This window comes from Aquimarina sp. MMG015 (assembly GCF_018100855.1).
In the GTDB taxonomy this organism is placed as follows: Bacteria; Bacteroidota; Bacteroidia; order Flavobacteriales; family Flavobacteriaceae; genus Aquimarina; species Aquimarina latercula.
Map to the genome: position 1 here is coordinate 320,893 of NZ_JAGJEB010000004.1, position 19,525 is coordinate 340,417.

Genomic DNA, 19,525 nt, shown 5'->3' on the forward strand with positions numbered 1-19,525 from the left:
AAGTAAGAAAATTATCCTACAAAACCGTTTAAAAAAATAAGCTTCAAAAACTTATATTTTTTGAAGCTTATTTTACTATTAAAATTTTGTAAATATCACTTAACAACTATACATCACTCGACGTAAGTGAGAACATTTCTTTTTCTCTTTTTTCCTTTTCCTGGGCATCTATTACAGCAACCGCTGCTACATTAACCATCTCTTCTACACTAGCACCTAACTGAAGTATATGAACTGGTTTTTTCATTCCCATCATTATCGGTCCTATGGATTCTGAGTTATTTAATTCTTTCAGCATTTTATACGTACTGTTGGCAGAATCTAAATTAGGAAAAACTAAAGTATTCACTTTACGACCGTTAAGCTTAGAGAAAGGGAATTTATCTTTTCGCATATCTCGATTTAAAGCAAAATCCATTTGCAATTCTCCATCCACAACTAAGTTAGGATAATAACGATGTAAGTATGAAACTGCGTCTTTTACTTTAGAAGCATTAGGATGTTTTGAAGATCCAAAATTAGCGTAGGATATCATCGCTATAACGGGGTCAACACCGAACATCTCTACTGTTCTTGCCGTCATTTGAGCTATCTTCGCTAACTCCTTAGAAGTAGGATCAATATTAATAGAAGTATCGCTAATAAACAATGGTCCTTTATTCGTCATCATTACATTCATGGTAGCAATCCTAGTAGCTCCTTTTGCCAATCCAATAAGCTCTAATATTGGCTTTAATACTGTTGGATAACTTCGAGAATATCCTGACAACAATGCATCCGCATCACCTTCATTAACCATCATCGCAGCAAAGTAATTACGCTCTCGCATCAATCTTTGAGCTCCATAAAGAGTTATTCCTTTTCGGCTATTATCTTGCCAATATTTCTGAGCATACCTGTTTTTTCTATCAATTTCTTCATCTGCCTTAGGATCGATAATAGTAACCCCAGCAGGATCAAAATCAAGCTCCTTCATTAGTTCTGCAATAATATCTTTACGACCTAATAATATTGGAAAAGCTATTCCTTCTTCTTTTACTGTTTGTGCTGCCTTTAAAACATCTAAATGATCTCCTTCTGCAAAAACAACTCTTTTGGGGCTTAGCTTGGCGCGATCCATTAACAATCTCACCAATTTATTATCATTCCCCATTCGTTCTAAGAGCTCACTTTCATACTTATCCCAATCCTCGATCGGTTCTGTAGCTATGCCGCTTTCTATTGCAGCTTTAGCAACTGCTGGAGGAACTTTGGCTATCAATCTAGGATCAAAAGGCTTTGGTATAATATAATCCCTACCAAAATTAAGTCTAGTTTCTCCGTATGCTATATTTACTTGCTCTGGCACTGGTTCCTTAGCCAAATCCGCCAGCGCTTTTACAGCCGCCATTTTCATTTCTTCATTTATACCAGTTGCCCTTACATCTAATGCTCCTCTAAATATAAATGGAAAACCAAGAACATTATTTACCTGATTAGGATGGTCACTTCTTCCTGTAGCCATAATAATATCCTTACGCGTTTGTACCGCTAAATCATATCTTATTTCTGGATCAGGGTTTGCCATGGCAAATACAATAGGGTCATTAGTCATTGACAACAACATTTCTGGATCCACTAAATTAGCCATAGATAAGCCTATAAACACATCAGCATCTTTCATAGCATCTGCAAGGGTATCAAGATTTCTATCTGTTGCAAATTCTGCTTTTTCTGGAGTTAGGTTATCTCGATCTTTACGAATTACACCTTTACTATCAGTCATTACTATATTTTCAGCTTTTGCTCCAAAAGCTTTATATAGTCTTGTACAAGAAACTGCTGCAGCTCCAGCTCCACTAACCACTATTTTAACTTTATCAATATCCTTTCCAGCGATTTCTAGTGCATTTAACAAGGCTGCGGCAGAAATAATAGCTGTTCCATGTTGGTCATCGTGCATTACCGGAATATCTAGTTCCTCTTTTAGACGCCTCTCTATTTCAAACGCTTCTGGAGCTTTAATATCCTCTAGATTGATTCCTCCAAAAGTAGGTGCTATATTTTTTACTGTTTCAATAAATGCATCTACATCTTTAGTGTCAACTTCAATATCAAATACATCAATATCTGCAAAAATTTTAAACAACAACCCCTTTCCTTCCATAACAGGCTTAGAAGCTTCTGGACCAATATCACCTAGTCCCAAAACAGCAGTACCGTTAGATATTACCGCTACTAAATTTCCTTTTGCAGTATACTTATATACATTTGCTGTATCTTTTTCAATTTCTAAACAAGGTTCTGCTACACCAGGAGAGTATGCCAATGACAAATCCCTTTGAGTTGCATATTTTTTTGTAGGTACTACTTTGATTTTACCAGGAGTGGGTTTCGCATGATAAATTAGCGCTTCTCTTCGTTTACTTTCGATACTCATATTATATCAATAAAATTGTGTGCTATACAAAGGTACAAGTCTATGCGAGATGCAAAAGACAAAACTAGGTAATCTTTAAAAAAATTAAGGTTTCAAAAAACTTTGTAGTTTTTTGTGAATTATATTGTAGATTATATAATTATTTACCTCTTTTACTAAATATATCGTTAGGATCTACTAACTGATCTAATTGGGATTTTAATTTTTCATCTAAAATATTTAATCCTAATTGATAAGATGCGTTCATCCACCCAAATCCACTTGGAGTTATATAATCAAATTCTGTCCCGACATTGCCATATTCTGCATATACTTTATGCGTACATTTTACTACATCATACTTTTCGGGAATAGTTCCGTTATAATTAACGGCGTTTTTTGTAATCATCCATAACCAGCGATAAACCAATTCTTGAGCTTCTTTTTCATAACCATAGTTTATAAGACCTCTCCATATCATCATCTGATGTGGTGCCCAACCATTAGGATAATCCCATTGACGTTGTGGTGCATTCGGATCTTCTTTATTAGAGATATCTGTAGTTGCTGCAACACCCCCTTTTTGAACTAAATTATTAAACAAACTTTCTACCAATGAAGCAGCCTGATCTTTACTACTTAATCCAGCCCAAAGCGGATAATAATTAGTTGCTGATTCTATCTTTTGTTGTGTTTTAGACACAAAATTATAATCATAATACATCTTCTTTTCTTCATCCCACAACAGATCATTCATTATCTTTTTTCTTTTCTCTGCTTTTTCTAACCAAAAGTCAGATGAAAATTCTTTAGAATCAATACTAAACTTATCCTGAAATGCTTCTCTTATCAAATATGCTATATCCTGTTCGTATTTATACAAAAGACTATTAATCCCTACAGTATTTAAATGCACACACACATCATCTAATCTATTAGAAGTATCATGTCCGCTTTCTCTCATTGATCTATCATGGGTAAAATACAAATCAAGTTCTTCATCTATAATTTCGCCTGAATCATATTTCTCTACAAACTCATCTAAATTAAGCTTATGTTTTGCTGCATACTTATTTAATATAAAATCAAAATGTCCTTTTTCTGTTTCTGGTGGAATCCCAATTCCCTCTCCATAGAAACGACTTAACCCAGTACTTGTTAAACGAACATCTTTTTCTGACCAAACAGTTTCATATTCTTTAATCACCATTTTTAGATTATCTGACAACCAGTTTCTTGATACGTTTGGATTCTTCTGATATATTTCTCTTACTAAAGAACTAAAAAATGGAGGTTGTGTTCTGGTAAGATAATAACTTCTATTAGCGTTAAGGATTTTACCATAATGTTCAATCTGATACCCAAAATTATCCGCCATAGACATGGCTAAATCTTCTCGACCATCAATTAATAATCCAACAGACTCAAAATAGCTATCCCAGCCATACATTTCATTAAATCTTCCTCCAGGAACTACGAAAGGTTTTGCTTTATAATTTCCGCTTTCATCTATCTTATGAGCTAGATTTAATATTCCAGAAACTTTATTTAATGTTTTTACATATGACGGAGTAATATTCTCTGGTAATATTATAACTTTTAACTTTGGAATATCTGATTTTATAGTTTCGAAATAAGTAATTGCTTCTTGATCATTAAATGGCACATACAGCCTAAAAGTATCAGTCTCTGATTTAGTATCCTCTAATACTTTTGCTAATCCTTTTTTATCCACTGATCTTGTTAGGTTATCCCAATATCTAGTTTTAATTAATCTTGAAATTCGACTACTTGGAGACTCTATAATTCTATCCAAAGAAATAGTATTGTTCTGATCTGCAATAGCCAATTCCTGAAGCAAATTAGACAAATGATAAGTACCTTCTATCAAGTTTATTTCTCCATATGAATCAATAAATTCGAATTGTTTGGGGCCTTTATCATCAATGGTTATTTTCTTATCACCATCTGTATCTTCTTGTAGAATCAACTTGTCAAGTGTTTTTTGATGACCCAAATATTCAATTTTCTTATCTTTATTACAATTAAAAAGGAGTACCGAAAGTAAACACGTAATTAGAACCCTAAACTTAAAATTTCGCATATTTAATTATTTAATTTACCAGAAAAAACCAACTACAAGAGCCGTTATTACCAAAAGTATTACAGATAAAATTCTATAATTTTTATACCAAGGTAAACCTATTAGCTCCTTAGATTCTTCTTTAAACATTTCCTTTTTATAAGTATACTCCTTTATTTGCTCTTCTGATTGTGCTCTTGTCATCAAACTTACAATCATATGAAGAATGACACATATAACAAATAACCAAGTAGCTTTTGCCAAGAAATGTAATTCATTTATAACAGGTATCCAATCAAAAGTTTGTGATAAAATCATAAACACAGCCAAAGAAAAACCTGTTAATAAGCTTACAATTGAACCGTTTCCATTAGCCCGCTTCCAAAAAAGACCTAATACAAAAGTAGAAACTGCTGGAGGACATGTATAAGCAATCACTAACTGCAAATACGTCCACAAAGAATCACTTACACTTTCGATAAATGGAACCCAAGAAATAGCCAAAACTACTAAAATGACTGTTGTAATTTGTCCAACTCTCACTAGTTGCTTACTGGTAAGTTCAGGTTTTAGCTGTTTCACAAAATCCATAGTAACCAAAGTTGACGCAGAATTAAATGTCGCAGAAACGGATGACATCATTGCTGCCATTAGTCCTGCTACTACCAAACCTAACACTCCCACTGGTAATAATTGAAATAATAAAACTGGATAGGTAAGATTTGGACAATCAGAAAGGTTGTTACAAATAGTTCCATCGGTTAACGTATAGTTCAAACTAGTAATATCCAAAGTACTAAATAGCAGTAATGCTAATACACCCGGAACCACCATAATAAAAATCACTGGTAATTTTAGAAATCCTGCAAACAATGCTCCCCAACGACCATGATTAAGGTCCTTTGCTCCCAAAACACGTTGCACCATAAATTGATTATTTGCCCAAAAATAGAACCCTAATAAAGGGACTCCTGTTAACAAACCCCACCAAGGCATAAACTCATCATTACTAGGCCTGACTAAACTAAATACTTCATCAGCATTGGCTGGTATATATTTCCCTTCATCTAAGCGATTCCCAAAATTAACATCTCCAGCAGATAACATAGTATCCAATTTTGCCATCATTCCTGACCATCCTCCTCCTAATTGATCAAAAGCAAAATATGTTAACAGACAGGAACCAATAATAAGCAATATTGCCTGAATAACCTCTGTTTGAATTACTGAATTCAATCCACCTGGAATAGTATATGCTGCAGCCGCAACTGCCAAAATAACCAAGATTAATGTAGAATCCATGGATGGAAACAATAGTGTCAATACAATTTTACCTACATAAAGTCCCGCTGCAGTATCCACTAAAATGTTACCGACTACGGTGATAAATGAAAAATAATAACGAGACCTCTTATCATATCTTCGCTCTAAAAATTCTGGCATTGTATAAACTCCAGATCGTAAATAAAAAGGAAGAAAGAATATTGCGAAAAAAATCAGTACTACAACTGCATACCATTCATAATTATAAACATTAATGTTTGTCTGATAAGCATCAGATGCAAGTCCAACTAAGGTAGAACTAGAAATATTTGCAGAAAACAATGCAATACCTACAATTGGCCAAGTCATTGTTCTTCCGCCTAAAAAATAATCTTCTGAACTTCCCCTTTTTGATTTTGATATTCCGTATATAATAATTCCGATGAGATACACTACAATTACTGTAATGTCGATATAAGATAATTCATTCATGTGTGAAATGTTTAGTACTTGATACTGTATTAGAATCTTAACTTAAACAATAAGACAAGTTAAAATTAGTCAATATTTTAGCTAAAAATCCAATGAATATACAAGTTTCTTAAAAAATTATTAACGTTTTGATACCAAAAACAGGTAAAACAATATATACAACCGTTTGTATTATCAAATCGTCAAACAATCAACATATTTATTTTAAAAATTGGATGTTCCTATGTAAGCCAGAAAATTTAGTTCGTTTCACTGCGGATTTTTGAAAAACTTTAGAAAAAACTTCTTGGGTAACTTCTTCCCAATCTTTCTTAGTCATCTCTAACAATTCTGGTTTAGGATTAAAAAGTGGTTCACTATGTGATTTAGAAAAACGATTCCAAGGACATACATCTTGGCATATATCACAACCAAACATCCAGTTATCAAATTTTCCCTTATAGTCCGAAGGAATCTCTTCTTTCAATTCAATTGTAAAATAAGAAATACATTTACTACCATCTACCACATATGGATCTACGATAGCCTGAGTAGGGCATGCATCTATACAAGCAGTACATGTTCCACAATGATCTGTAACGGGTGTATCATATACCAACTCCAAATCAATAATCAATTCTGCTATAAAATAAAATGACCCAACTTTTTGAGTAAGCAGGTTACTATTTTTACCAATCCATCCTAATCCACTTTTTGCTGCCCAAGCTTTATCCAATACTGGAGCGGAATCAACAAAAGCTCTTCCGTAGACATCGCCTATCTCTTCCGAAATAAATTCTTGGAGTTGCTTCAGTTTTGATTTAATCACATGATGGTAATCTTGACCGTAAGCATATTTGGAAATCTTAGGAGCATCTGAATCTTTTTGCGTCTCGGAAGGAAAGTAATTAAGAAGTAATGATATTACACTTTTAGAATCCGGAACTAACTTTGTCGGATCGAGCCGTTTGTCAAAATGATTCTCCATATATGACATTTGTCCGTTCATATTTTTATGCAACCATTTTTCTAACCTAGGTGCTTCTTCTTCTAAAAACTCTGCTTTACTTATACCACAAGATAAAAAACCAAGGCGTTTAGCTTCGGCTTTTATCAAAGATGCATATGTTTCAGATTTATTAATCATAAGCAGTATATGAAAACGTTTTTGAAAGCTTTAAATATATGGCAAGTTGTGTAGAAAATAAACGATTACTTCCGGTTTAGCTACAAGCCAAATCACTTTATTTTATTTTTTTATTCTTCTTTTATTAATACTAAATCATAAAGATTTGGATACTTTGCAAATAACCCCTAATCTTTTGGCTGAAAACTAACCTCTCTATCAGGGAACTATAGTTTAGCTTGTAAGCTTATTTCTTTTTACAAAGAAGTATTACTTCTTTTTCGTACTTATCGTCCGAGTTACACCATTCGAGTTTTTTATTCACTTCTTGAGGAACAACCTCTTTTTGATGTTTCTTAAATCCAAATTTGGAATAAAAACCTAGTAGATTTTCAAATGGTAAGCACCAAATTACAGACTCTTTATAAGGATTTTTGTCACATAGATTGCTTACAATATTTTCAGCAACCTTTAAACCTCTAAAATCAGGAAATGTATAAATCCCCCCAAGTTCGATATTGTTTTCATCAATCTTTACTAACCTTCCAAGTCCAGCGTTATTATTCCCGACCTTAGCAATAACAATAAATTCACTATAGTAATTAGATTTTACAAAACCAATTTCAGCATACTTCGAATTAATCCACTCGATTTCATTTTTGTCAGCTTGAACTACTGTGACTGTTTTCATATTTACTTGACTTACATACAACACAAAGATAAAACAACTCTATATTCATTTGGCAAATTGTATCTTTAGACATCAATTATTCAAGTACATGCGACAACTCTTTTTATATACTTTCTTTTTTATTATACATTTTGGTTATTGTCAACAAGAATTTCCAGCTTCTGAACAAGATAACTATTTTGAATTCTTAAACCGTATTGCTAGCAAAGATTCAACAATTAATAATACATATAAGAGATATAAGTGCTCCGAAAATTTCTTCGGAACCATCGACTACTATCGAGAAAATGAAAAACTTCGTTTTATTATTCACGCCTATAAGCCCCACGCTTATGAGGATGCAATTCTTGAATATTATTATATAGAGAATGACTCACTAAAAACAAATGCTGTGTTCAACTATATTATTAAATACAACACAAAAAGTTTTGAAAGTAAAAATGTTCAAAAATTTGGAGCTGAGAAAATTACAGAGATTCAAGAGGACCTAAGTATTTTTAGTCCCAAAATGAATTCATTAAATTGTTTTACAAGAATGCTCCCAAGTGATGGAGAGTCTTGGATTAAAGATGCTTATTTAAATAAGCTTACCCTTTACAAAAAAGCACCATGTAAGGAGGCTGCAGTCGAAATTCTTGACAAATATAACCAATTACGAAAGGCTGAAAAGAAACTAATCACTTACCATAGAACACTCGGATGTTTGTTCCATCTATGGTAATTCTTTTTAAAGATACTACTGATTTATTATTTATTTCTTGGAGTAAACTTCAGAATTGCATTTACTGGTTTCAAAGTAATCAATGGCTTAATCTCAATTTCTGATATGGATGTAGAAATTTTATATTTTCTGATTAATTCACTAACTGCATAAATCATTTCATACATCGCAAAATTACTACCTACACACATCCTTGGTCCTGCACCAAAAGGAAAATACCAATCAGAATATTTCTTTTTATTATCTGGATGAAAACGATCTGGATCAAAAACAGTAGGATTCTCCCAGAAATCTTTATGTCTATGTATCTCAAAAAATGAGATAAGCACTGTCGTACCTTTTGACAATTCTATATCATTAAACTCATCTTTCTCAATATTTACTCTATCCGAGAAATATGCTGGCGGGTACAAACGCATAGATTCTTCAATACATTGAGCAACATATTTACTCTTCTCGAATTGCTCCATTAAGGATAATTCTTCTCCGTCATATTTCGCAATTTCTGTATATGCTGATTCCTGAATTTCGGGATGTAATGCCAACAAGCTTAAACAAAAAGATAATGCATTAGAAGTAGTTTCGTGTCCTGCAACAAACAAAATCAATATCTCATCTATCAATCTTTCATTATCCATCGAACTACCATCTTCATATTTAGAACTTAACAACATGTCCAAAAGATCATCATATGTATCTTCAGATCTTCGTCTTTCTTCAATAATGGTATTCAATATATCTCTTGCTTCCTGGGTTAACGTAAGTGTGCTTTTTATTTGACCGCTAAGATAAAACCACCATCTTTTATATGGCTGTCTAATTTCTCTAATTAAGGATTTTTGCGCAGCTTCCGTTATATGTTGTAATCTAGCCATAGTATTCCCAGTATCGGTATAGCTAAACAATGATTTTGCTACTACCTTAAAAGCCAAATCATTCATTAACGGATAAATATCCATAGAAACATTAGGCTCTATTCTGGACAGTTCTTCGCATATGGTTTCTCTAATGGTTTTTGCAATTACATCTATTTTCTTTTTATAAAATGCTGGCTGTATCAGTCTCCGTTGTCTTAACCAATGATCTCCATTGGAAGTTAACAAACCATTACCTATATACTTTCCTAAGTCTTTAGTTTGTAGTGGAGATTTATAATATTTTCTATGTTGATTTTGCAACATATGTTTTGCAAAACCTGCATCTCTGGTAAAAATAACAGAATTACCAAATCCTAAATTAACTTCGAAAATATCTCCATGTTTTTCAAAATTCTTATTATGAAATGGCAATGGGTTACTAAGAATATTTTTAGCATTCTTAAGAACTTTAAAAAAAGAGACTTTAGGGACTGGCATATTTTTAATACTTTTTATTATAAGACTAAAACAATCCTCCTTGGATTCCTCCTTTTACTCGTCCTAAATGTTTATAAGCTGCTTCTGTAACCTCTCGACCTCTTGGTGTTCTCATAATAAACCCTTGTTGAATCAAAAAAGGTTCATAAACTTCTTCAATAGTTTCAGCACTTTCACTTACAGCTGTAGCCAACGTAGTAATCCCAACCGGACCACCTTTAAACTTATCTATTAATGTCGTAAGAATTTTATTATCCATTTCATCTAGTCCATGAGCATCCACATTGAGCGCTTTAAGGGCAAATTTAGAAATCTCTATATCAATCTTACCATTACCTTTAATTTGTGCAAAATCACGTACTCTACGCAATAACGCATTAGCAATCCTAGGAGTCCCTCTACTGCGACCTGCTATTTCTATAGCCGCTTCTAATGAAATAGGAACATTTAATATATGAGCACTTCTTTCGACAATCGTGGCAAGTAATTCGGTTGTATAATATTGTAATCTAGATTGAATTCCGAAACGAGCTCTCATAGGTGCTGTTAAAAGACCTGACCTAGTTGTTGCTCCAACTAATGTAAAAGGATTTAAATTAATCTGTACTGTTCTTGCATTAGGACCACTTTCGATCATTATATCAATCTTATAATCCTCCATAGCCGAGTATAAATACTCTTCAACTATTGGGCTTAATCGATGAATCTCATCTATAAATAAAACATCTCGATCATCAAGATTGGTTAACAAACCTGCCAAATCACCTGGTTTATCCAAAACTGGCCCGGATGTTACCTTTATACCTACTCCTAATTCATTGGCTAAAATATGCGCTAATGTAGTTTTACCTAAACCTGGAGGGCCATGAAACAGTGTATGATCCAAAGCTTCATCTCTTAAATTAGCAGCTTGCACAAAAATCTTTAGATTCTCAAGAACCTGATCCTGTCCCGAAAAATCCTCAAATGCAAGAGGTCTTAATGCTCTTTCTATATCAAGATCTTCATTAGAGTAATTTTCACTTGAAGGATTCAAATTTTCGTTCATTACTAAAAGTATATTTTTTAAAGTGAATTCTGAATTATATTAACCGCATAAACAAATATACTAGAAAAAGAAAGATCGGCTTTAATATAACAATGCTTTACCCACTTAATTATTAAATTCAATATATAACAAATGAAATAGCTTAAAATTATACCTTGTAATAGATATCCTATAAATTATATGCTAAATAAAATTAGATCCTTTAGTTTCTTCCATTGGCTTAGTACTTACCAAGAACTTTAGATAAAATAACATAGCAATTACATCTACAGAATATATAATAGCTTCAAAAATAACATTGTTATAATATAACTCTTGAATAGGAACTAAAGCATTAACTAAAGCACAACTACTTGCTGCAATTAGTAGGTAGTAAGAATATTGATACTTATTTCTCAAGTAAATAATAAAACAACACCCTAAGAAGTAGAGTAGAGAAATAACTATTATTACACCATAACCAATAGCATCTTGAAAGCCAGGCATGGTCATATTAAAAATAGAAAGAGTAAGATAAATAACTAATAATACACCTATTACCACAGAAGGAGAAAGCATTTCTTTATACTTAATATCTTTTAAAGAAATAAACGGCAGTAACAAGTACGAGCATAAAAAGTAATACAACATCAATAATATGCTTATATATTCAAAATAAAGATCAAAATTCTTTAAAACAAGAACATCATTTATAATAATGATACCGATAATTAATGGATACAGCACACTTACCTTCTTCCTATTGTCAAAATAAATCCAAATCAGTGTTAAAGAAGAGATTGGTTTTATAAAAACCAACACTGAGTTCCCATAAAACAACCCACAAAAAAATACTACTACAATACTTATATAACAAAAGACATATGCCGGGGATAGGTAGCTCAATTTTGAATTTTCTATTTATACTCTAAAATAGCATTAAAATTATACTTAACAAACTACTTAAGTATACTTCTATATACCATTAATAAAGTAAAATAATATCCTCAAAAATAAATAAGCCCTTTTGAGATTAACTCAAAAGGGCTTATTCATTTTTATAATAGATCAGTTAATGATGCATTTCCTCTTCTCCGTCCTGTAATGGAGTGATTTGAGAAACATAATCCTGTCCAGGAATTACATACTCACCATCTTCTCTAGTTTTACTATAATCATAAGGCCATCTATATACATGTGGAATTGCTCCAGGCCAGTTTCCGTGCATATGCTCTACAGGTGTTGTCCATTCCATAGTATTAGATTTCCATGGGTTTTGAACCGCTTTCTTTCCGTAGAAAATAGAATGTATAAAGTTATAAAGGAATACCAATTGTGCAGCTGCTGTAATCAAAGCAAATACAGTAATTAAAACATTGGTATCCGCTAAATCATCAAAATATGGGAAATTACTGTTTGTATAATAACGACGTGGCAATCCAGCCATTCCAATAAAGTGCATTGGGAAGAAAACTCCATATGCCCCTATCGCTGTTACCCAAAAATGAACATATCCAAGATTTTTATTCATCATCTTACCATACATCTTAGGGAACCAGTGATATACTCCAGCGAATAAACCATACAATGCCGAGATACCCATCACCAAGTGAAAATGCGCTACTACAAAATATGTATCGTGCACATTAATATCAAGTGTACTATCTCCAAGAATAATTCCCGTAAGTCCACCTGTTATGAATGTAGATACTAGACCTATAGAAAATAACATTGCAGGATTGAGTTGTAGATTACCTTTCCATAATGTCGTAATATAATTAAACGCTTTTACCGCAGATGGTATTGCAATTAATAAGGTTGTAAATGTAAATACCGATCCCAAGAACGGATTCATCCCTGAAATAAACATATGGTGACCCCATACGATAGTAGATAAAAATGCAATTGCCAAGATTGAAGCAACCATGGCTCTATATCCAAATATAGGCTTACGCGCATTCGTTGCAATAATCTCTGATGTTATACCCAAAGCCGGTAATAATACAATATATACTTCTGGGTGACCTAAGAACCAAAATAAGTGTTCAAAAAGTACAGGTGATCCCCCTTGGTTATGCAATACTTCTCCGGCAATATAAATATCACTTAAGTAGAATGAAGTTCCAAAACCCCTATCCATTATTAATAATAATGCCGCCGAAAGTAAAACCGGGAAAGATACCACACCAATAATCGCTGTTACAAAAAATGCCCATATTGTTAATGGCATACGCGTCATTGACATCCCTTTTGTTCTTAAATTAATTACGGTTACCACATAATTTAATGAACCTAATAATGAAGAAGCGATAAAGATTGCCATAGATACTAACCATAAAGTCATACCAGTACCAGAACCTCCGATAGCTTGCGGTAAAGCACTTAATGGCGGGTAAATAGTCCATCCAGCAGATGCAGGTCCTGCCTCTGCAAACAGAGATAAAACCATTATTACACTACTTAAAAAAAACAACCAATATGAAACCATATTTAAGAAGCCAGAAGCCATATCTCTAGCACCTATCTGCAATGGAATTAGAAGGTTACTAAATGTACCACTTAAACCTGCCGTTAATACGAAGAATACCATAATCGTACCATGTATCGTCACCAAAGCAAGATACATACTAGGGTCCATTACACCATCTTCTCCAAACTTACCTAATAAGACCTCAAAAACAGTAAATTTATGATCAGGCCATGCTAATTGCATTCTAAACAATAAAGACATTGCAATACCAATGATTCCCATAATCAATCCAGTAATCAAATACTGCTTGGAAATCATCTTATGATCTTGACTAAAAATATATTTAGTTATAAATGTCTCTTTATGATGATGTCCGTGATCGTGATCTTCTGCGTGACCATCTACGTGTGCTATTGCTGACATACAGTTATTCTTTTAATAAAAATATAATAATTTCTCTTTTTCTCTTTCTTAGTTGCTTGCTTGAGCAGATAATTGCTCTTTAAATGTCTGTTGTGTTTTTAACCAAGCATTATAATCTTCTTCTGATTCCACTACAATCTTCATTTGCATATTGTAATGAGAAGCACCACAAATCTTGTTACATAATAAGTAGTAATCAAATTCGTAATTTTCTAAAGCTTCATCTCCTGCTGCAACCAATTGTTTGCTCTTTTCTCTTCTAATCTTATTAATAGTGGCTACTTTTTCTACCATAAACTCACTATTACGCATTTCATCAGAAGTTAATATCGGTGTATATGCAAACTCTGTAATCATACCAGGAACTACATTCATCTGTGCTCTAAAAAACGGCATATAAGCAGAATGTAATACATCCTGAGAACGCATTTTAAAGATCACTTTTCTATTAACAGGAAGGTGTAGTTCATTTACTATTTTATCATCCATCCCATAAGAATCAGATGCATCTAACCCTAAAGTATTAACACCTTCTATAAAACGAACATTAGCCTTTCCTAAAACATTATCTTCTCCAGAATATCTTGCTCTCCAATCAAATTGATATGCATATAATTCTATAATTAACGGATCACCTTCTTCCTCATCGATATTCATAATATCAGTCCAAGTAAACAATCCATATATAATCAATCCCGCTAAAACAATCACAGGAATAATAGTCCAAATAAACTCTAACTTATCATTATCAGCAAAGAATAATGCTTTGTTATTTTTATTTCCTCTATACTTATATGAAAAGAAATGTAACAATCCTTGAGTGATGATCTGAACAAACATAATCAACACCATAGATATTAACATTAACCTATCGTATTCAATCCCGTGCTCAGAAGCCGATTCTGGAAGGAAAAAACTATTATATTGAACAAAGCAAAATATGGTTAGGATATATATGAATACAACAAAAGCAAGCATTAACTTACCTTGTAAGTTATTATCCTTGTCGTTAGCTACTTGAGAGTTATCAGCTCCTTTAACTTGAGATAACTTCAATATTTTAGACATCTGCCATAAGGAGATTCCTATAAGTGCTATAACTACTATGGTTAAGAATACAGTCATTTTTTATCTATCTTCTTTTTTACGATCTAATTTTTAATAATGAAAGTGTTTACTTTCTTCAATATAAGGATTCCCTTTAGCTAATAATGGTGCTTTAGTAAGTGCTTTGAATACTACGTATAAGAATAATCCTAAAAACAACAATACCGCGCTAATTTCCGTAACACCAATAAACCAAGATTCACCTACTGTAGCCGGCATTACCATATTAAATATATCAACATAATGTCCACATAAAATAATAATACCTGCCATCACTACAAACCAGTTAATACGTTTATAATCACTGTTCATAAGAACTAATAAAGGGAATATAAAGTTCATAACTAACATACCAAAGAATGGTAATTTATAATCCTCAATACGAGTTATAAAATATGTTACCTCTTCAGGAATGTTAGAATACCAAATCAACATAAACTGAGAGAACCAAAGATATGTCCAGAATATACTAACACCGAACATAAATTTCGCTAAATCATGAATATGACTATTATTCACAAATTCCATATATCCTTTAGACTTAAGGTAAATAGTTATTAATGCAATCGTAGTTATTCCTGAAACAAATAAACTTGCAAAAACATACCATCCAAACAAAGTACTAAACCAATGTGGATCAAAACTCATAATCCAATCCCAAGAAGCCATAGATTCTGTATAAATAAAGAACACCAAGAATCCTGCTGAGATTTTAAAACTCTTTTTATACCACTTGTTTCCAGTAGCATCTTCATCTTGTTTTCTAGAGTATTTTACCGCAAAATGACGATACAACATCCATCCTCCTAAGAAAATAGCCGCTCTAATTATAAAACCAGTTCCATTTAACCACCCAGATTTACCTTGAATTAATTTATCATGAGCAACTACCTCAGGATCAGCCCAAACAAATAAATGATTTACATGAAACCCTGATAAGGCCAGTATTACAAATAATATTATACCTCCAGGCACCAAATATGCTGTGATCGCTTCCATAACTCTAAAAAGTACCGGAGACCAACCTGCTTGCGCAGCAAATTGAATTGCATAAAATGCTAACACACCTAACGCAATCATAAAGAAGAAAAAAGCAGCTACATATAATGCTGCCCATGGCTTATTTTGCAATTGATGTAACGTATGTTCATAATGTGAATCTCCTCCATGCGCATCTTCTTTACCATGGGTTTCGGTTCCATGACCTTCAGATGCGTGTGAATCAGTTGTTGCCTGCGTATCACCATGTCCACCTCCGTGAGCATCGTGTGCTGCCATCATTTCTTTTACCTCTTCGATAGTATTAGGAGCAGAAAGGAAACCATAAGTTAGCCCTATTGCACCAATAACTACAAGAATGATAGAAAATAATCTTAATTTACTTGATAGCGTATACATATTTATATAATATCGTTATTCTTAACTTTTAACAAATGCACTAATGTGCGTTATCGTGGTTCTCTTCTGTTGTGTTGTGAGCAGTCTCTTCTACTTTTGCAGAAACCACTTCTGTATCAATACGAGCAGGTTTCCCTTCAAGATCAGTCTTTAACTTTTGTACATATTGTACAATCTGCCAACGTTCGTTCTCATTTGTCTGAGAAGCATATGATCCCATAGAATTAATACCATAATACATTACGTGATAGATACTCCCTTCAGTAATTGCTCTACCAATATCGTCGTAACTAGGAACACCAAGAATTTTTTCCCTTTTTACCAAGGTTCCTTTTCCATCTCCTTTTTCTCCGTGACAAATCGCACAGTAAATATCATACAATGCTTTTCCACTCTCCTCATTCTCCTTAGTATATCGAATAGGGTTTCTTAAAGAATCTTTAGCTAACTGATATCCCTCTGGTGCATTCTTATAATCATAAGGCATCCAACCTCTTGGAACAGAACCCTCCGCAGGTAACATAGCTTCTTGACCTCCTGGAAAAACTCCATACTGGCCATAAGTTTCATAACCTACAGGCTCATACATATTAGGCATATATTGATAATTAGGTTTTGAATCTTTTTTACAAGAAACAATTGTAATCATCATTATTGCAACTACTATTATATTTAAACTATTCTTCATTATTACTAATGGTTATCTTCTTGCTTATCTATTACTTTAATCTCTACAGCTCCCGTATTGCTTAAGAAACTTGTCATCGCATCTACATCTTGATGACTTGCATCTATTTCCATTAAGAAATGATCATCTGTAGTTCTTACATCCGGATTTTCTGCTTCTTTAAATGGCCATAGTTTACTTCTCATATAAAAAGTTATAACCATTAAATGCGCTGCAAAAAACACAGTAAGTTCGAACATGATTGGAACAAATGCAGGCATGTTTTCGATGTAGCTAAAACTTGGCTTACCACCAATATTTTGTGGCCAATCTTCTATCATAATGAAATTCATCATAGTAATCGCTACTGTGAGTCCAACACACCCATACATAAAGGATGTTATTGCAAGTCTAGTAGGAGCCAATCCCATTGCTTTATCAAGACCGTGAACAGGAAAAGGTGTGTAAACCTCTTCAATATGATAATGTTCTCCTCGAACCTGCTTCACAGCGTCCATTAGGACATCATCATCTGTATATAATGCATGTATAACTTTAGATGCCATACTTCTAGTTGTTTTTTAATTTTTCAGCTTGCCCAGCCCAATCGTCACGTTGTGCTCGTCCTGGGAAAGACCCTGTAATACTATCTAATAAATTGTACTCTGTTTCGGTCATCTTACTTACCTGATCGAAAGTATAGATTCCAATTTCATTCAATTTTTTCTCCATTACTGGACCAATACCGTTCACTTTCTTAAGATCATCAGCTGTCTGTGTAGCCGAATCAAAAGTTCCTAAGTTACCTAATAAGTTATTGATATCATCTTGACTAGTATCCTCTACATTCTTAACTTCTTCAGACACCTCTTCAACTATCTTTTCCTCAGATGTAATCTTAGCAGCTACTTTAGGCAACTCATCTCTATGATCAATACCAGCCTCTCTTAGCTTTTTATATTTCTCTCCAGAAGATTTCAATATTGTTTTCACTTCTGCTTGTGCAATTACTGGGAATGTACGTGCATACAATAAAAATAATACAAAGAAGAATCCGATCGTACCTATAAATATTCCAATATCTACAAATGTAGGAGAGAACATTGTCCAAGATGATGGTAAATAATCTCTATGAAGCGAAGTAACAATAATCACAAAACGCTCAAACCACATTCCTATATTTACTACGATAGATATAATAAATGAGAACATTATACTTCTTCTCAATTTTGGAAACCACATAAACTGAGGAGAGAATACATTACAAGACATCATCGCCCAATAAGCCCACCAGTAAGGACCAGTTGCTCTATTTAAGAAAGCATACTGCTCATACTCTACTCCAGAATACCAAGCAACAAACAGTTCGGTTATATACGCAACTCCAACTATTGAACCCGTAATCATTATTACAATGTTCATTAATTCTATATGTTGTATTGTAATATAATTTTCTAGGTTCGACACCTTTCTCATTATAATAAGTAATGTGTTTACCATTGCAAATCCAGAGAAAATGGCACCTGCCACAAAATAAGGAGGGAATATAGTTGTATGCCATCCAGGAATAACAGATGTTGCAAAGTCAAAAGATACAATTGTATGTACAGAAAGTACTAATGGTGTTGCTAAACCTGCAAGTACTAAGGAAACTTCCTCAAAACGCTGCCAATCTTTTGCTCTACCACTCCATCCAAAAGAAAGTATACCATATATTCTCTTATTAAATGGTGTAATAGCACGGTCTCTTATCATCGCAAAATCAGGCAGTAATCCAGTCCACCAGAAAACTAAAGAAACTGAAAGATATGTAGAGATCGCAAATACATCCCAAAGTAATGGAGAATTAAAGTTTACCCATAAAGATCCGAATTGATTCGGAATAGGTAATACCCAATATGCCAACCATGGACGTCCCATGTGAATTATTGGAAATAAACCTGCCTGAATAACCGAAAATATGGTCATCGCTTCTGCAGATCTGTTAATCGCCATTCTCCATTTCTGACGGAATAACAATAATACAGCAGAAATTAATGTTCCTGCGTGACCGATACCTACCCACCATACGAAGTTGGTAATATCCCACGCCCATCCTACTGTTTTATTAAGTCCCCAGGTACCAATACCTGTGGAAATTGTATAAATTATACAACCTATTCCCCAAAGGAAAGCAATAAGCGCGATAGAAAAGACAATCCACCAAGATTTATTTGCTTTTCCTTCAACCGGTGCAGCCACATCCACAGTTACATCGTGGTAGGTTTTATCGCCAGTTACTAAAGGTTTTCTTATAGGTGCTTCGTAATGAGACATAATCCTTTA

The 19,525-nt window shown here is 33.4% G+C and carries 15 protein-coding genes; 1 reads left to right on the forward strand and 14 read right to left on the reverse strand.

Annotation, left to right across the window (positions count from 1 at the left end; translation table 11 throughout):
• Positions 1-106: 106 nt before the first annotated feature.
• The 5 genes from J8L88_RS10270 to J8L88_RS10290 form a co-directional block, all read right to left on the reverse strand.
• A complete protein-coding gene (locus J8L88_RS10270; protein WP_027393446.1) occupies positions 107-2,419 on the reverse strand; it encodes an NADP-dependent malic enzyme in 2,313 nt (770 codons plus the stop codon).
• 139 nt (positions 2,420-2,558) lie between these two features.
• Positions 2,559-4,502: a trehalase family glycosidase gene (locus J8L88_RS10275; protein WP_211060686.1), complete on the reverse strand. Its 1,944-nt coding sequence runs from the start codon at positions 4,500-4,502 to the stop codon at positions 2,559-2,561.
• 15 nt (positions 4,503-4,517) lie between these two features.
• Positions 4,518-6,236, reverse strand: a complete 1,719-nt coding sequence (locus J8L88_RS10280) for a sodium:solute symporter (protein ID WP_027393444.1) — start codon at positions 6,234-6,236, stop codon at positions 4,518-4,520.
• 199 nt (positions 6,237-6,435) lie between these two features.
• Positions 6,436-7,362, reverse strand: coding sequence for a tRNA epoxyqueuosine(34) reductase QueG (gene queG / locus J8L88_RS10285; RefSeq protein WP_035085553.1), 927 nt, complete (start codon positions 7,360-7,362; stop codon positions 6,436-6,438).
• 226 nt (positions 7,363-7,588) lie between these two features.
• Positions 7,589-8,032 (reverse strand): GNAT family N-acetyltransferase, encoded by a 444-nt coding sequence (locus tag J8L88_RS10290; RefSeq protein WP_211060687.1) that lies wholly within the window; start codon positions 8,030-8,032, stop codon positions 7,589-7,591.
• Positions 8,033-8,120: 88 nt separating this feature from the next.
• On the opposite strand from J8L88_RS10290, the gene J8L88_RS10295 reads away from it, so the two are divergent.
• Positions 8,121-8,753: a hypothetical protein gene (locus J8L88_RS10295; RefSeq protein WP_211060688.1), complete on the forward strand. Its 633-nt coding sequence runs from the start codon at positions 8,121-8,123 to the stop codon at positions 8,751-8,753.
• A 26-nt stretch (positions 8,754-8,779) separates the two neighbouring features.
• Here J8L88_RS10295 and J8L88_RS10300 read toward each other — a convergent pair whose 3' ends face one another.
• From J8L88_RS10300 to nrfD, 9 genes are all read right to left on the reverse strand, one after another.
• Positions 8,780-10,108 carry a cytochrome P450 gene (locus tag J8L88_RS10300; RefSeq protein ID WP_035085551.1) on the reverse strand — a complete coding sequence of 443 codons (1,329 nt, stop codon included), beginning with the start codon at positions 10,106-10,108 and terminating at the stop codon, positions 8,780-8,782.
• Between the two features lie 25 nt (positions 10,109-10,133).
• A complete protein-coding gene (ruvB, locus tag J8L88_RS10305; RefSeq protein WP_211060689.1) occupies positions 10,134-11,156 on the reverse strand; it encodes a Holliday junction branch migration DNA helicase RuvB in 1,023 nt (340 codons plus the stop codon).
• A gap of 183 nt (positions 11,157-11,339) precedes the next feature.
• A complete protein-coding gene (locus tag J8L88_RS10310; protein ID WP_155839691.1) occupies positions 11,340-12,041 on the reverse strand; it encodes a hypothetical protein in 702 nt (233 codons plus the stop codon).
• 166 nt (positions 12,042-12,207) lie between these two features.
• Positions 12,208-14,028, reverse strand: a complete 1,821-nt coding sequence (locus J8L88_RS10315; RefSeq protein ID WP_108802235.1) for a cbb3-type cytochrome c oxidase subunit I — start codon at positions 14,026-14,028, stop codon at positions 12,208-12,210.
• Between the two features lie 48 nt (positions 14,029-14,076).
• Positions 14,077-15,153 carry a cytochrome c oxidase subunit II gene (locus J8L88_RS10320; protein ID WP_027393436.1) on the reverse strand — a complete coding sequence of 359 codons (1,077 nt, stop codon included), beginning with the start codon at positions 15,151-15,153 and terminating at the stop codon, positions 14,077-14,079.
• Positions 15,154-15,186: 33 nt separating this feature from the next.
• Entirely contained in the window at positions 15,187-16,533 is a 1,347-nt protein-coding gene (locus J8L88_RS10325; protein ID WP_118388954.1) for a quinol:cytochrome C oxidoreductase, read from the reverse strand.
• Positions 16,534-16,573: 40 nt separating this feature from the next.
• On the reverse strand, positions 16,574-17,221 hold the full coding sequence (locus J8L88_RS10330; RefSeq protein WP_211060690.1) for a cytochrome c: 648 nt from the start codon (positions 17,219-17,221) through the stop codon (positions 16,574-16,576).
• A gap of 5 nt (positions 17,222-17,226) precedes the next feature.
• Positions 17,227-17,766, reverse strand: coding sequence for a DUF3341 domain-containing protein (locus J8L88_RS10335; protein ID WP_027393434.1), 540 nt, complete (start codon positions 17,764-17,766; stop codon positions 17,227-17,229).
• Between the two features lie 4 nt (positions 17,767-17,770).
• Positions 17,771-19,519, reverse strand: a complete 1,749-nt coding sequence (gene nrfD / locus J8L88_RS10340; protein ID WP_118388953.1) for an NrfD/PsrC family molybdoenzyme membrane anchor subunit — start codon at positions 19,517-19,519, stop codon at positions 17,771-17,773.
• Positions 19,520-19,525 lie beyond the last annotated feature (6 nt).